Origin of the sequence: Pseudomonas sp. RIT-PI-S, from assembly GCF_025642975.1 — a bacterium.
Lineage (GTDB): Bacteria > Pseudomonadota > Gammaproteobacteria > Pseudomonadales > Pseudomonadaceae > Aquipseudomonas.
In genome coordinates, this window is the sequence record NZ_JANZKJ010000007.1 from 137,020 (window position 1) to 151,852 (window position 14,833).

General features: G+C 63.0%; 14 protein-coding genes. 5 read left to right on the forward strand and 9 right to left on the reverse strand.

What is annotated here, in order from left to right:
* Positions 1-125 precede the first annotated feature (125 nt).
* Positions 126-1,217 carry a PLP-dependent cysteine synthase family protein gene (locus OGL93_RS12150; RefSeq protein WP_263262892.1) on the forward strand — a complete coding sequence of 364 codons (1,092 nt, stop codon included), beginning with the start codon at positions 126-128 and terminating at the stop codon, positions 1,215-1,217.
* Positions 1,218-1,225: 8 nt separating this feature from the next.
* Here the strand turns inward: OGL93_RS12150 and OGL93_RS12155 are convergent, their stop codons facing one another.
* The 3 genes from OGL93_RS12155 to OGL93_RS12165 form a co-directional block, all read right to left on the reverse strand.
* Positions 1,226-2,833, reverse strand: a complete 1,608-nt coding sequence (locus OGL93_RS12155) for an NAD(P)/FAD-dependent oxidoreductase (RefSeq protein WP_263262893.1) — start codon at positions 2,831-2,833, stop codon at positions 1,226-1,228.
* 104 nt (positions 2,834-2,937) lie between these two features.
* The gene (locus tag OGL93_RS12160) at positions 2,938-3,606 is read right to left on the reverse strand and encodes a hypothetical protein (protein WP_263262894.1); all 669 of its coding nucleotides are present in this window, start codon (positions 3,604-3,606) and stop codon (positions 2,938-2,940) included.
* 51 nt (positions 3,607-3,657) lie between these two features.
* Positions 3,658-4,260 (reverse strand): short chain dehydrogenase, encoded by a 603-nt coding sequence (locus OGL93_RS12165; protein WP_263262895.1) that lies wholly within the window; start codon positions 4,258-4,260, stop codon positions 3,658-3,660.
* A gap of 93 nt (positions 4,261-4,353) precedes the next feature.
* Between OGL93_RS12165 and OGL93_RS12170 the strand changes: the two genes are divergently transcribed.
* Positions 4,354-5,319, forward strand: coding sequence for a LysR family transcriptional regulator (locus OGL93_RS12170; RefSeq protein ID WP_263262896.1), 966 nt, complete (start codon positions 4,354-4,356; stop codon positions 5,317-5,319).
* Here OGL93_RS12170 and OGL93_RS12175 read toward each other — a convergent pair.
* The 5 genes from OGL93_RS12175 to OGL93_RS12195 all read right to left on the reverse strand — a co-directional run bounded on the left by OGL93_RS12175 (position 5,304) and on the right by OGL93_RS12195 (position 10,287).
* Positions 5,304-6,005: an ABC transporter ATP-binding protein gene (locus OGL93_RS12175; protein ID WP_263262897.1), complete on the reverse strand. Its 702-nt coding sequence runs from the start codon at positions 6,003-6,005 to the stop codon at positions 5,304-5,306. The genes OGL93_RS12170 and OGL93_RS12175 overlap by 16 nt on opposite strands.
* A gap of 1 nt (position 6,006) precedes the next feature.
* Positions 6,007-6,774 carry a high-affinity branched-chain amino acid ABC transporter ATP-binding protein LivG gene (gene livG, locus OGL93_RS12180; RefSeq protein ID WP_263262898.1) on the reverse strand — a complete coding sequence of 256 codons (768 nt, stop codon included), beginning with the start codon at positions 6,772-6,774 and terminating at the stop codon, positions 6,007-6,009.
* Positions 6,771-8,024, reverse strand: a complete 1,254-nt coding sequence (locus OGL93_RS12185; RefSeq protein ID WP_263262899.1) for a high-affinity branched-chain amino acid ABC transporter permease LivM — start codon at positions 8,022-8,024, stop codon at positions 6,771-6,773. The genes livG and OGL93_RS12185 overlap by 4 nt, the downstream gene beginning before the upstream one ends.
* The gene (livH, locus tag OGL93_RS12190; protein WP_263262900.1) at positions 8,021-8,944 is read right to left on the reverse strand and encodes a high-affinity branched-chain amino acid ABC transporter permease LivH; all 924 of its coding nucleotides are present in this window, start codon (positions 8,942-8,944) and stop codon (positions 8,021-8,023) included. Before livH ends, OGL93_RS12185 begins: the two co-directional genes overlap by 4 nt.
* 221 nt (positions 8,945-9,165) lie before the next feature.
* Positions 9,166-10,287: a branched-chain amino acid ABC transporter substrate-binding protein gene (locus OGL93_RS12195; protein ID WP_263262901.1), complete on the reverse strand. Its 1,122-nt coding sequence runs from the start codon at positions 10,285-10,287 to the stop codon at positions 9,166-9,168.
* 359 nt (positions 10,288-10,646) lie between these two features.
* Here OGL93_RS12195 and OGL93_RS12200 point away from each other — a divergent pair, with 359 nt between their 5' ends.
* Positions 10,647-10,952 carry a DUF2288 domain-containing protein gene (locus OGL93_RS12200; protein ID WP_263262902.1) on the forward strand — a complete coding sequence of 102 codons (306 nt, stop codon included), beginning with the start codon at positions 10,647-10,649 and terminating at the stop codon, positions 10,950-10,952.
* A 64-nt stretch (positions 10,953-11,016) separates the two neighbouring features.
* Here OGL93_RS12200 and rapA read toward each other — a convergent pair whose 3' ends face one another.
* Positions 11,017-13,857: an RNA polymerase-associated protein RapA gene (rapA, locus tag OGL93_RS12205; protein WP_263262903.1), complete on the reverse strand. Its 2,841-nt coding sequence runs from the start codon at positions 13,855-13,857 to the stop codon at positions 11,017-11,019.
* A gap of 232 nt (positions 13,858-14,089) precedes the next feature.
* Between rapA and OGL93_RS12210 the strand changes: the two genes are divergently transcribed.
* Both OGL93_RS12210 and OGL93_RS12215 read left to right on the forward strand, forming a co-directional pair.
* Positions 14,090-14,416: an aspartate-semialdehyde dehydrogenase gene (locus OGL93_RS12210; protein WP_263262904.1), complete on the forward strand. Its 327-nt coding sequence runs from the start codon at positions 14,090-14,092 to the stop codon at positions 14,414-14,416.
* 40 nt (positions 14,417-14,456) lie between these two features.
* Positions 14,457-14,633 carry a hypothetical protein gene (locus tag OGL93_RS12215; RefSeq protein ID WP_263263010.1) on the forward strand — a complete coding sequence of 59 codons (177 nt, stop codon included), beginning with the start codon at positions 14,457-14,459 and terminating at the stop codon, positions 14,631-14,633.
* Positions 14,634-14,833: the final 200 nt, after the last annotated feature.

Sequence of the window (14,833 nt, forward strand, 5' to 3'; positions counted from 1 at the left end):
TAGCTGTTTGGAAGAAGCCATCGCCCCGTGCCCGTGGGGCTTTTGAGCTCATTCCTGAAAGAGTTTCCGATTATGTCCAGACGCGCCCTGCGGATTGCAGTCGCGATTTCCCCAAGGATCTTTCCATGACTGACCGCAGCTGGGCACTGGATGCCATTCGCTTGATCGAAGCCGACTTCCAGCGAAGCGCCGACACACACCTGATTCCTTTCGCGCTGCCTGGGTTCCCAGGTATCGACCTTTATTTCAAGGATGAGTCCAGCCACCCCACGGGGAGCTTGAAGCACCGCCTGGCCCGCTCGCTGTTCCTCTATGCCCTCTGTAACGGCTGGCTCAAGCCCGACAAACCTGTAATCGAAGCGTCAAGTGGATCCACGGCGATTTCCGAAGCGTATTTCGCTCGTTTGCTGGGGCTGCCGTTTATTGCCGTGATGCCGGCGTCCACCTCGCAGGTGAAGATCGAGCAAATTGCCTTCTACGGTGGGCAAAGTCACCTGGTGGACGACCCCACGCAGATCCACCAAGCCTCGCTGGAGTTGGCGGAGCGCACAGGTGGGCACTTCATGGACCAGTTCTTGTATGCCGAGCGCGCCACCGACTGGCGGGCCAACAACAATATCGCGGAGTCGATCTTCCAGCAGATGCGCCTGGAGCGTCACCCAGAGCCAGATTGGCTGGTGTCGAGCCCTGGCACGGGCGGCACGGTCGCTACCCTAGGGCGCTACGTGCGCTATCGCCAGCACCGCAGCCGGGTGCTATGCGCCGACGCCGAGCAATCGGTGTTCTTCGAGGCTTATCGCAGTGGTGACCGCAGCCTGACCCTGGCCCACGGTTCGCGTATCGAAGGCATCGGCCGGCCGCGCGTGGAGCCTTCATTCATGCCAGGGGTTATCGACAGCATGGTCAAAGTGCCGGACGCACTCTCTTTGGCGGCCATGCATTACCTCAGCGAACGCCTGGGCCGGCGCGTTGGCGCATCCAGCGGCACCAACCTGATCGGTGCGCTGGCAGCGGCCGGCAAAATGAGAGAAGAGGGCCGCCATGGGTCCATCGTGACCCTGCTGTGCGATAGCGGCGAGCGTTATGTGAGCACCTATTACAACAACGACTGGCTCACCGCCCAGGGCTTCGACCTTACGGCGCCGCTCGCCGCGGTTCGGCAAACGGTCGAGCAGGGCGCGCCGTTGCCAGCGTCCGTGCTGGCTCACTGCGGTTAGCGCATCGCTCAGGCGCCGAGGATGTCCTGAGCGACCGCCTCGGCCACACGGATGCCATCCACGCCGGCGGAAAGAATGCCGCCAGCATAGCCAGCCCCCTCACCGGCCGGGAACAAGCCCTTCAGGTTCAGGCTCTGGAAGCTGTGATCGCGGGTGATCCGCAGGGGCGATGAGGTGCGCGTCTCGATCCCGGTCAGCACCGCATCATGCATGCTGTAGCCCTTGATTTGCCGGTCGAAGGCTGGCAATGCCTCCCGGATCGCCTCGATGGCGAACGCTGGCAGCGACGGCGCCAGGTCGACCAGGGCTACCCCCGGCTTGTAGGAGGGCTCCACGCTGCCCAACCCGATGGACGCTCGGCCAGCGAGGAAGTCCCCCACCAGTTGGCCGGGGGCATGGTAGCTGCTGCCGCCCATTACATAGGCGGCGGCTTCCAGTTGCTCTTGCAATTCGATGCCAGCCAGCGGGCCGCCGGGGTAGTCCTGCTCCGGGGAAATGCCAACCACCAGGCCGGAGTTGGCGTTGCGCTCGTTGCGCGAATACTGGCTCATGCCGTTGGTAACCACCCGCCCCGGCTCCGAGGTGGCCGCGACCACAGTGCCGCCTGGGCACATGCAGAAGCTGTAAACGGAACGGCCATTGCTGGCGTGGTAGACGAGTTTGTAATCGGCGGCGCCGAGCTTGGGGTGCCCGGCATATTTGCCCAGGCGCGCCTTGTCGATCACCGACTGTGGATGCTCGATGCGAAAGCCCACGGAAAACGGCTTGGCTTCCATGAACACCCCACGCGCATGCAGCATGCGGAAGGTGTCACGGGCGCTGTGCCCCAACGCCAGAACTACCTGCCGCGCCTGCAGCTGCTCACCGCTAGCCAGCTCCACGCCGTGCACCCGCCCGTCCTCGATCAACAGGTCGGTCACCCGTGATTCGAAGCGGATCTCGCCCCCAAGGGTAATGATTTCCTGGCGGATATTCTCCACCATGCCGGTGAGGCGGAAGGTGCCGATATGGGGCTTGTTGACGTAGAGGATCTCCTCCGGCGCGCCAGCCTTGACGAACTCTTCCAGCACCTTGCGGCCATGATGCTGCGGGTCGCGGATCTGGCTGTACAGCTTGCCGTCGGAGAAGGTTCCGGCCCCACCTTCACCGAACTGCACGTTGGAGTCCGGGTTCAGCTCGCCTTTGCGCCACAGGCCCCAGGTGTCCTTGGTGCGTTGGCGCACTTCTTTGCCACGCTCCAGCACGATCGGCCGAAAGCCCATCTGCGCCAGCACCAGCGCGGCGAAAATCCCGCACGGGCCAAAGCCCACTACCAATGGGCGCGGGCCCGCGTCGGCAGGCGCCTGGCCAACGAAGCGATACGCCATGTCGGGCGTGGGCACCACGTTGTGGTCTTCGCTGAACCGCTCGAGCAACGCTGCTTCACCGGCAACCGCCACGTCTACCGCATAGATGAACAGCAGCTCGGTGTTTTTCTTACGCGCATCGTAGCTGCGCTTGAACAGGGTGTAGCCCAGCAGTTCAGTGCTGTCGATGCCCAGCCGCTGCACGATGGCATCGCGCAGGGCGTCGTCGGTGTGGTCCAGGGGAAGCTTGAGTTCGGTAATTCGTAGCATGGGAAGTCCAATAGCCGGCCGCTAAGCGGCGCACGTGCAAGCCGGCGATTATACCTGCCCAGGCCGCCGCGGCCAGCGCGCCCAGGCGACCGGCGCGGCGACGCTCAATCGTTGGCTGCCGCGCCCGGGTAGGCGCAACCACGCTGGACCTGATCGCCTACCCGCAGCTCGGCGGCGAGGAAACTGACTTGCGCGTCGTCGACGCAGCGCTGCGGCGCAAGCCACAATTCAATGTGCTGGCCATTGGCCTCGGTGCTCAAGCTACTGCCGCCCCCCGGCAGTTGTTCGAGCACATAGGGCAGGGCCAGCTCTGGCTGGCCTTCGCGCTCGAGCTTCATCCCATTGGCATTGGCGCGCACGGCCCAGGCCGGGCCCTTGGCATAGAAGCGGGTGAGCTTGAAGTTTGGGTCCTTGCACGCCCCAGCCGTGCGCTCTACGCGATAAAGGCTCTGCAGGTTCAGCGTGCCGGCAACCCCCTCCACACTGTTTCCATCGAAGCGCCCGCGCAGGTCGGCGAACAGCTCGCCTGGCTCAGCGGCCAAGGTGGCTGCCTCTTGGGCGATTCCGGTCGCGCCGTTGTCCTGCACTACAAAGGTTCGTGCCGAGTCGCATGGGGTAAACAGCAAGTGGCCGCCGTTGGCGGTGAGCGTGCCCTGCATGCGGGTTTGCCCCGACAGCTCTTCCGGGGCATCGGCACTGAACGAGGGGAGCATTTGGCAGCCGGCGAGCAAGGGCAGCAGGGCGGCGAACAGTAGCGGGCGGGCAGCGTGCATCGTGGGCCTCCGAAGAATGGTCGGCCACGTTAACACGGCACGCCCCAGCCGTTAGTAGCCAACCTGGTAATTCTGCCCCGTTTGCCGGCCTTCCACACTGCGCGAGTAGGCCAGTGCTACCTCTGCCCCGGGCACTGCCTTGAAACCACGGAAATACGACCCGTAGGTAGAAAGTGCCTCGACCAGCACCGTCGGGCTGACCGAGTTGATCCGCAGCCCGCGCGGCAGCTCGATGGCAGCACTGCGCACGAAGGCATCGACAGCGCCGTTGACCAGGCTGGCGCTGGCCCCACTGGCGATAGGGCTCTGGCTCAGGATGCCGGTGGTCAGGGTAAAGGAGCCGCCCTCATTGAGTACCTCCTGGCCTAGCAACACCAGGTTGACCTGGCCCATCAGCTTGTCTCTGAGGCCCAGTTCGAAATCGGCCGGGGCCATCTCGGCCAGAGGCTTGAACACCACGCTGCCTGCTGCGCAGATCACCGCGTCTAGCTTGCCCACGTGCCGGTATAGGTCGCGGATCGACGCCGGGTCGGCGATATCGACCTGTACGTCAACGTTCGACCTGCCGGCGCGTACCAGGTCATGACGTTGCCCCAGTTCGGTTTCAATCGCGCTGCCAACGGTACCGGCCGCGCCGATAAGCAAAATTTTCATAGTGATGTTCCTCCGGGTGAGCTATCACTCTACGCCGAGCTTTATGCTTGATAAGCCTACTAATCCAGAACCTATCGTTTTCGTGAGGAAACAATGCCCGCCACCAACGATGACCTCTGCGCGTTCGCCGTGCTCATGGCTGCAGGATCTTTCACCGTGGCCGCGCAGCGGCTTGGCTGGAGCAAAGGGCAGTTGTCCAAGCGCATCAGCGCGATGGAACACGCGTGTGGCGTGCAACTGGTGCACCGCACAACCCGGCGGCTGGGGCTGACCGCGGCTGGTGCTGCCTTGCTGCCCCACGCCCGGCAGTTGCTAGAGCAGAGCGAACGGGCACGACAGGCGCTGGGCGCGCTTCGAGACGAAACCAGTGGGCTGGTCCGCCTGACCTTGCCGGTCTCGGTGGGCGAGGCGGTGTTTCAGCCGCTGTTCGACTTCCTCACCCGCACATACCCGGCGCTTAGGGTGGAGGTCGACCTCTATAACGGTTATCGAGATTTGCTGCGCGAAGGTTTCGACCTGGCTGTTCGGGACCGCGTTGGCAGCGACGAGCGGCTGGTGGCGAGGCCGTTCCTGGATATCGAAGAGCTCACCTGCGCCGCCCCGGCCTATCTCGCACAACGAGGTACGCCCGACTCACCGCTTGCGCTGAGCAGTCACGCCTGCCTGCTGCATAGTTACCGGGGAGAACCCGAGCGCTGGCGCTATCACCGGGATCATGAGCCAGTCGAGGTCCAGGTCAGTGGCCCGATCATCACCAACCATTACAACTTGCTGCGGCAGGCCGCACTCAGCGGTGCCGGCATTGCCCGGCTCCCGTTCTACCTGATCGGTGAGGATCTGGCGCAGGGGCGCCTGCAACGGTTGTTGCCGGCCTACCGCGCTCGGCGGTTGCCGCTGTATCTGGTTCACGGTTATGGCGCGGGGATGTCCAGGCGGGTCAGTGTGGTTGCCGATTGGCTGACGCAATGGGGCGCACGGGCCCGGGGCGGGGAAGAGGATAGGGCGACTGCCCGCGAAGCGCCGCGGGCAGTCGCTGGGCAGGATCAGCCGCCGAGGTAGGCGTCGCGGACCTTCGGGTCGGTCAGCAGTGCCTGGCCGGTACCGGTCATCACTACCCGGCCGTTTTCCAGCACGTAGGCACGGTCAGCCACCCTCAGGGCCTGGTTGGCGTTTTGCTCTACCAGGAACACCGTCACCCCATCTCGCCGCAGCTGTTCGATGATGTCGAAGATCTGCTGGATGATGATCGGTGCCAAGCCCAGGGAGGGCTCGTCGAGCAACAGCAGCTTGGGCTTGCTCATCAACGCCCGGCCAATGGCAAGCATCTGCTGTTCGCCGCCGGACATCGTCCCGCCGCGTTGGTGGTAGCGCTCCTTGAGCCGCGGGAACAGCTCCAGCACCTTGTCCAGCTGAGCCTGGTAGTCGCCCTTGTCGGTGAAGAAGCCGCCCATGGAGAGATTTTCTTCCACCGTCAGGCGGGCGAATACCCGGCGCCCTTCAGGCACCACGGCGATGCTTTTGCGCATGATCTGCGCCGAGTCCAGGCCCACCAGTTCCTCGCCCAGGTAGCGGATGCTGCCAGAGTGCGCGCGCGGCGAGCCGCACAGGGTCATCAGCAGGGTGGACTTGCCGGCACCGTTGGCCCCGATCAGCGTGACGATTTCCCCTTGGCGAATTTCCACGTTCACGCCGTGCAGTGCCTGGATCTTGCCGTAGAAGGTCGATACGTTTTCGAACTGCAGCATTTCAGGCTTCCCCCAGGTAGGCTTTGATCACGTCGGGGTTGTCCCGGATCTGCTCAGGCGTGCCATCGGCCAGGGGTGTGCCCTGGTTGATCACCACGATGTGGTCGGAAATGGTCATGACCAGCTTCATGTCGTGCTCGATCAGCAGCACAGTGGCGTTGTATTCCTCGCGCAGCACGCCGATCAGCGCCTTGAGCTCGTCGGTTTCCCGCGGGTTGAGGCCCGCGGCGGGTTCGTCGAGCATCAGGATGCGTGGGCGGGTCATCATGCAACGGGCGATCTCCAGGCGGCGCTGCTGGCCGTAGGCGAGGGTGCCCGCCGGGCGGTTGGCCACGTCCTTGAGGTTCACCCGTTCCAGCCAGTGCTCGGCGTACTCCATGGCCTCGCGCTCGCTGCGGCGGAAGCCTGGGGTCTTGAACAGCCCGGCGAGGAAGTTCGTGTTCAGGTGCCGATGCTGCGCGATCAACAGGTTTTCAACGGCGGTCATGTCCTTGAACAGCCGCACGTTCTGGAACGTCCGCACCACCCCCTTGCGGGCAATCACATGGCCGGGCAGGCCCTGGATGGGCTCGCCATCGAGCAGGATGCTGCCCTCCGACGGCCGATAGAAGCCGGTCAGGCAGTTGAACACCGTGGTCTTGCCGGCGCCGTTAGGGCCGATCAGCGACACCACTTGTTTTTCCTTGACGGTCAAGGCCACGCCGTTGACCGCCAGCAGCCCGCCGAAGCGCATGGCCAGGCCGCTCACTTGCAAAATGTCACGGCTCATCGACGCAGCTCCATGTGGGGACGTTGCATGGGCAGCAGGCCCTGCGGGCGCCACACCATCATCAGCACCATCAAGGCGCCGAACATCAACATGCGGTAATCGCTGAATTCACGCATCAGTTCAGGCAGCAGGATCATCACGATCGCCGCCAGGATGACCCCAAGCTGAGACCCCATGCCACCCAGCACCACGATGGCGAGAATGATCGCCGATTCGATGAAGGTGAAGGATTCCGGCGTGACCAGGCCTTGGCGAGCGGCAAAGAAACTGCCGGCGAAACCTGCGAAGGCTGCGCCCAGGGTAAAGGCCGAGAGCTTGATCACGGTGGGGTTCAGGCCCAGCGCGCGGCAGGCGATCTCGTCCTCGCGCAGGGCTTCCCAGGCGCGGCCGATCGGCATGCGCAGCAGGCGGTTGATCACGAAGAGCGCGATCAACGCTAATAGCAGCGCGACCAAGTACAGGAATATCACCTTGTTGACGGGGTTGTAGGTCAGGCCGAAGAACTCATGGAAAGTGCGCATGCCCTCGGCGGCACGGCTATCGAAGGTGAGACCGAACAGGGTGGGTTTCGGGATGCCGCCGATACCGTTCGGGCCACCCGTGAGGCTGGTCAGGTTACGCAGGAAAATGCGGATGATCTCGCCGAAGCCCAAGGTCACGATCGCCAGGTAGTCGCCGCGCAGGCGCAGCACCGGGAAGCCCAGCAGGAACCCGAATGTCGCCGCCAACAAGCCAGCGATCGGCAGGCAGACCCAGAAGCTCAACCCGTAGTAGTGCGACAGCAGGGCGTAGCTGTAGGCACCCACGGCGTAGAAGCCTACATAGCCCAGGTCCAGCAAGCCCGCGAGACCTACCACGATGTTCAGGCCCAGGCCGAGCATCACGTAGATCAGCACCAGGGTAGCGATGTCCACCGCGCCTCGCGAGCCGAAGAACGGCCACACGAACGCCAGCACTATCAGCGCCGCCAGGCCCCAGCGCTGGGTGCTTGGCAGGGTCAGGTAGTTGCTGACACTGCTCGGCACTAACGACCCACCGGAGCCTTTACGTGCTGCGGCGATACGCTCGGCGAACAATACTCGGAGGAACAGGGCCACCGAACACAGGGCAATGATGAGGATGGTGCGGGTATCCGCGCCTTGCACTTGCAAGGTAACGCCCGAGAACACCAGCTTGAGGCCGAACACCGGGTAGGCCACGGCCCACACCAGCAACGCGCTGAACAGCGCGCTCTTGATTGACTTGCTCATACTTTTTCAACCTCCGGGCGACCGAGCAGGCCGGTCGGGCGGAACAGCAACACCAGCACGAGCAGGCCAAAGGCGACTACGTCTTTGTATTGGTCACCGAAGATGTCACCACCGAACGCTTCGGCTACGCCCAGCACCAGCCCGCCGAGCATGGCACCGGGAATGCTGCCGATACCGCCCAACACCGCCGAGGTGAAGGCTTTGAGACCGACAAGGAAACCGGCGCTGGGGTTGATCACGCCGTACTGCATGCTCAGCAGCATGGCGGCGACCGCTGCCAGCGCGGCACCGATCACGAAGGTCAGAGCAATCACGCTGTTGGTATTGATGCCTAGCAGGCTCGCCATTTTCATATCTTCGGCGCAGGCGCGGCAGGCACGGCCCATGCGGGAGCGGGCGATGAATTGGGTCAGCCCATACATGGTCGCGACCGTGACCAGGAACACTAGAATCTGGATATAAGACACCACCACTTCTTCCGAGCCGCCGGGCCCGAACGTCAGGTTGCCGGGAAGCAGGTTGGGAATGGCGAAGTTGCCGGAGCCTTGGGACAGCTGCACGGCGTTCTGCAGGAAGATGGACATGCCGATCGCCGAGATCAGCGGGATCAGGCGGTTACTGTTACGCAAGGGGCGATAGGCGACTCGCTCGATGCTGTAGCCATAGGCACTGGTCACCAGGATGGCCGCGGCGAAGCCGGCGATCATCAGCACGGGCAGGCTATGGATGCCTAGCATGGCCAGGCCGGCAAGGGCCATGAATGCCACGTAGGAGCCAATCATATACACCTCGCCGTGGGCGAAGTTGATCATGCCGATAATGCCGTAGACCATGGTGTAGCCGATGGCGATCAAGGCGTAGGTACTGCCAACGGTCAAGCCGTTAACCAGCTGTTGCAGGTAGTGAAAAATATCGGGCATTTGCCGCGCTCCTAAAAACCTGTCTGCATTTCTCCAGCGAGTCGGGTGGGGTGCGCACTCTCAGGGTGCGTTCAACCTCGTCTGCGTCCGGTGAACCGCCTGTAACGGTTTTAAGATTTTCAGGGAAAGCCTGCGCCGGATCTCGGCTCAGGCTTCGGTACTCGTAAAACAAAGCCCACTGCACGAAAGCAGTGGGCCTTGGGGAAACCGTAGCGCCGTGATTACTTCGCTTCGGTTTTAGGTGCGTTGAAGTGCCATTCGTAGACCACGAACTGGAAGTTCTTCAGGTCGCCCTTGGCGTCGTAGCTCAGATCGCCCATTGGGGTTTTGAAGGTGCCGGCGTGGATGGCCTTGGCCACTTTCTCGGCGTCTTCGCTTTTAGCGGCTTGAATGCCGTCGGCGATGATCTGCACAGCGCTATAGGCGGGGAAAACGAACGGGCCGCTCGGGTCTTCTTTCTTGTCCTTGAACGCCTGGGTCAGCGCCTGGTTGGCCGGGTCTTGATCGAAGGATTTAGGCAGGGTCACCAGCAAACCCTCGGAGGCATCGCCCGCGATTTGCGAGATGGAGTCGTTACCCACGCCTTCCGGGCCCATGAACTTGGCGTTCAGGCCTTTTTCCTTGGATTGACGGAGAATCTGGCCCAGTTCCGGGTGGTAGCCGCCGTAGTAGACGAAGTCCACATTAGCCTGCTTGAGCTTGGCGATCAGCGAGGAGAAGTCCTTGTCGCCGGGGTTGATGGCTTCGAACAGGGCGACTTTCACCCCCTTGCTTTCGAGGGTTTGCTTCACCGCGGTGGCAATACCTTCGCCGTATTGCTGCTTGTCGTGGACAACAGCGACGATCTTGGGCTTCACGTGCTCGGCGATGTAGTTGCCCGCGGCCGGGCCTTGAGCGCTGTCCAGGCCGATGGTGCGGAATACGCCGTTGTAGTCACCCTTGCTGGTGATATCCGGGCTGGTGGCGGCGGGCGTGATCATCAGCACGCCTTCATCTTTATACACGTCCAGTGCGGGCTGAGTGGAGCTGGAGCACAAGTGGCCGACCACGAACTTCACGCCGTCGTTCACCACCTTGTTAGCCACGGCCACGGCCTGCTTGGGGTCGCAGGCGTCGTCGTATTCCACGGCTTCGATCTTCTTGCCATCGACCCCGCCCTTGGCGTTGATCTGCTCGATTGCCATCTTGGCGCCGCGGAACTGCATGGCGCCGTATTCGGCTACCGGACCGGTCTTTGGCCCAGCGATACCGATTTTGATTGTGTCGGCGGCGAAGGAGTAACTAGCGGCACCGGCCAGTACCATGGCGGCGAACAGCTTGGACATCTTGGTAGTGTTGTGCATAGGGCTCCACTCTCATGTTTTAGTTTTTATAGTCCGTTCGGCCGGGGCCGTGGACCGGGGTACTGCCGCCTGCCCTGGCAGGCTGCACCAGAATCGACCACCCCGGCCAGCCCCTTGAGTATCACGAACGCAGTGTAGAGCGCGCGTCGTTCTCTTGAAAAGCTGGCCAGTTGCCGACTGCTGACGCCGTGTCGCTTAAATGAAAGTTTCTTATAGATTGCGAGCGGGCGTTTGCCGTTCATCGCGGTAACATCCCGAAAATGCGAGTGTTTCCTTGTGTAGCGGATATTGAAACCGGGTTTTTCAGGAAAAGGGTTGCGGCTATCATAGGCGCCACTTCAGCCTCGCAGGCCCCCTTCATGACACAACAGACAAGCACCCTCTATGCCAAGCTGCTAGGGGAGACGGCAAGAATTAGTTGGCAAGAGTTACAGCCCTTTTTTGCCAAGGGTGCACTCTTGTGGGTCGCCCCAGCGGTGGACCTTATCCGAGTGGCTGAGGCCATGGCCGATAACGACAAATCGCAAGTTAGCGCCTGGCTAGAGGCCGGCGACCTGCAGAAAGTAGGAGAAGGGTTGGCGGCAGAGCTGCTGGAACGCGAGCCAGAGCTGTGGGCGGTCGTCGTGTCTCCCTGGGTGTTGTTCCAAGAAAGGGCATCCAGCTAGGGCGATGCGCTATTTGAGTGCGGCGGCGGTGGCTGCCCATTGCGGGTGCCACCGCTGGCGCCGGTCAGCCAGCCACCAACACCCGAATCGCTTCCAGCCGCAAGGCGGCCTTGGCCAGCATGGCCATGCCTTGCTCGCGTTGGTCGCGCAGTGCCTGAATCTCGCTTTCACGTACGCTGGGGTTCTTCTCGCGCAGCGCAGTCAGACGGGCGATCTCTTCGTCCAGCTCGGCGGCAAGCCGACGTTGCGCCTCGGCCACGCGTTCGGCATGTCGGGGCGCTACCTTGGCTTCGGCGCCGTTGATCCGAGGGGCTAGGGCGTCGCGCTGGGCCTGGATAAACTTGTTCGCGCTGCCTTTCGGCACGCTTTCAAGCTGGTCGTTGAGCGTTTCGAAGGCCACGCGTGGCGAGAGGTCGTTGCCGTTGCCGTCGAGCAGGCAGCGCAGTGCCATCGGTGGCAAGAAGCGGCCCAGTTGCAGGGCGCGCGGCGCCACCGCTTCGCTGACGTACAGTAGCTCGAGTAGCACGGTGCCTGGCTTGAGCGCCTTGTTCTTGATCAGCGCCACGGCGGTGTTGCCCATGGAGCCGGACAGCACCAGGTCCATGCCTCCCTGAACCATCGGGTGTTCCCAGGTCAGGAATTGCATGTCTTCGCGTGACAGCGCCTGCTGCCGGTCATAGGTAATGGTCACGCCTTCGTCGTCGCCGAGCGGGAAGCTGGCATCGAGCATTTTTTCGCTGGGCTTGAGCACCAGGGCGTTTTCCGAATGGTCTTCGCTGTCGATACCAAAGGCGTCGAACAGGGTTTCCATATAGATAGGCAAGGCGAACTGGTCGTCCTGTTCGTCGATCGCCTCCACCAGCGCCTGCCCTTCGCCCGCGCCGCCTGAGTTGAGTTCCAACAGCCGGTCGCGACCACTATGCAGTTCGGCTTCCAGGCGTTCGCGCTCGGCCCGTGCCTCGACGATCAACGCATCGAAAGCGGCATCGCTGCCGTCGTCGAGTTGCGCTTGCAGCTGTTCGCCGTAGCGGTGCTGCAAGGTGTTGCCGGTGGGGCAGGTATTAAGGAAGGCGTTGAGCGCTTCGTGATACCAGCGGAATTGCCGTGCCTGGGCAGTACCGGCCAGGTACGGCACGTGAAGTTGGATGACGTGCTTCTGGCCGATCCGGTCCAGACGGCCGATGCGTTGCTCGAGCAGGTCCGGGTGGGCGGGCAGGTCGAACAGCACCAGGTGGTGCGCAAACTGGAAGTTGCGACCTTCCGAGCCGATTTCCGAGCAGATCAGTACTTGCGCGCCGTATTCCTCATCGGCGAAGTAAGCGGCGGCGCGGTCGCGTTCGAGGATGCTCATGCCTTCATGGAAGGTGGTCGAAGGGATCCCCGAGCGCACGCGCAGGGCGTCTTCCAGGTCCATGGCCGTTTCGGCCTTGGCACAGATCACCAGCACCTTGACCTTCTTCAATCCCTTGAGGGTGTCGATCAGCCAGCTAACCCGCGGGTCGAAGCGCCACCAGCGGTCCTCGTCACCTTCGCTCTGGTTGCGTTGCAGGGTGCGCTCAGGGTGCAGGGCCGCAGCCCCGGCGAGCTCCGCGTATTGCGCGGGCGCCTCGAGGGCATGGTGATGCAGTTCGCGCTCCGGGAAGCCCTGGATCGCTGCACGGGTGTTGCGGAACAGCACGCGGCCGGTGCCGTGGCGGTCGAGCAGTTCGCGAATCAGGCGTGCGCTGGCTTCAACGTCGCCGTCCTGCACCGCGCCGAGCAGCGCTTCGCCTTCGGCGCCGAGGAAGGCATGGATGGTCTTGTGCGCGCTTTCCGAAAGACGGCCCTGTTCCAGCAGCTCCTGCACGGCTTCGGCCACTGGCCGGTAATGCTCGCTTTCGTGGCGGAAGGCTTCCAGGTCGTGGAAGCGGTTCGGGTCCAGCAGGCGCAGCCGCGCGAAGTGGCTGTCCAGGCCCAGTTGCTCAGGGGTGGCAGTGAGCAGCAGCACGCCAGGTATCACCTGCGCGAGCTGTTCTACCAGCGCATATTGCGGGCTGACCTGATCGGGGTGCCAAACCAGGTGGTGCGCTTCGTCGACCACCAGCAGGTCCCAGCCGGCTGCGAAGAGCGCGTCCTGGGCTTTTTCCGAGCGGGTCAGCCACTCCAGCGACACCAATGCCAGTTGCGCGTCCTCGAAGGGGTTGCTGGCATCGCTTTCGAGGAAGCGTTCGGCATCGAACAGCGCCACCTGCAGGTTGAAGCGCCGGCGCATCTCGACCAGCCATTGGTGCTGGAGGTTTTCCGGCACCAGGATCAGCACACGGCTGGCGCGGCCGCTAAGCAGCTGCCGGTGGATCACCAGGCCCGCTTCGATGGTCTTGCCCAGGCCCACTTCGTCGGCAAGCAGTACCCGAGGCGCGATACGGTCGGCGACTTCACGGGCGATGTGCAGTTGGTGCGCGATAGGCTGCGCGCGAACGCCGCCCAAGCCCCACAGCGGAGACTGGATCAGCCGGCTGGCGTGCTGCAGGGTGTTGTAGCGCAGAGAAAACCACGCCAGCGGGTCGATTTGCCCGGCGAACAGGCGGTCACTGGGCAGGCGGAATTGAATGAAGTTCGACAGCTGGGTTTCTGGCAGGGTGCGTGGCTGATGCTGGGCATCGAAGCCGTGATACACCAGCAGGCCGTCCACGTCCTCGACTTCCCGGACAGTGAGCTTCCAGTTCTCGAAGTGAGTGATGACATCCCCTGGGGAGAATCGCACCCGGGTCAGAGGCGCATTGCGCAGCGCGTATTGGCGGGTGTCGCCGGTGGAAGGGTAGAGCACCGTGAGCAGGCGGCCATCCTGGGCGATCACCGTGCCCAGGCCGAGCTCCGCTTCGCTGTCGCTGATCCAGCGTTGTCCCGGTTGATACTGCTGCGCCATGCCTTACTCCGCCTGCCAAAAGCCGAGGATTCTAACGGATCGCCAAGAGAGAACCAAAGTTGCCTGGCGCAATTGTAGTCCAGCTATGCCAAAGGGCTGCCGAAGCTTGGCCAGAGGGAGCCGACGATTGGCCTCAAGTTCGCCGCCGCTGCGCCGATAATCCAGCTAGCCAGTGCTCCGTCAGCCACGCCTGGCCATGAGTGGAGCGATCAACCAGGTGCCTGGAGGCGAGATGATTTCACCCGTGACACTGCAGCCGTTCGTGCCGATCAACCCCCAGCTCGATCCGGTCAAGCCGACCCCAGATATTCCTCCGGTGGGCCCGGTGCAAGCACCTTCGGCCGAAACGGACATCGACCTGCGCAACCGCGAGCGTGAGGAGGCGGCGCTGTTGTTGCGTGAGCATGAGCAACGCCGCCGCCGGCAGCCGCAAAGCGAGGACGAGCAGGCGCTGTTGGTGGTACCGGGAGATGAGCTCAATGCCGATAACACCGTGCCCGCCGTGCCGCTGATGGACGCCCCCGCCAGACAGGGCTTGTGGGTTGACCTTGAAGTGTGACTGGCCAGCGCCGCGATGACGCGCGATGATACAGCCACCTTTGACTGACATCACGACCATGAGCCAGGACAACAACTTGCTGGATTTCGCCGCTGAGCGCGCCCGCCGCCAGCACGACTTGAACGACAAGCGCCTTGCTGAGGTTCGCCGCGCCTTCGAGCAGGCCATGCCCATGGCGGGCAAGAAAAAGCCTAAGAAAAAACCGAAAAAGCGTTGACCTCGGTCAGCTCCCGGAATCGCGCTGGGCGTTAATGTTTGTGCCTCGAGGCAGCGGAACCCCACTGTCCTCGGGCACGCAAGGCATTTTATAGGCGGCTTCGGCCGCCTTTTTTTTGCCTCAGGGTAAGCGGTGTGGCCGAAGCTCGTGCAGGTGATTTCAGGGCCGCCCCGCAAGCTTTTATAGGCGCTGGCGAAACC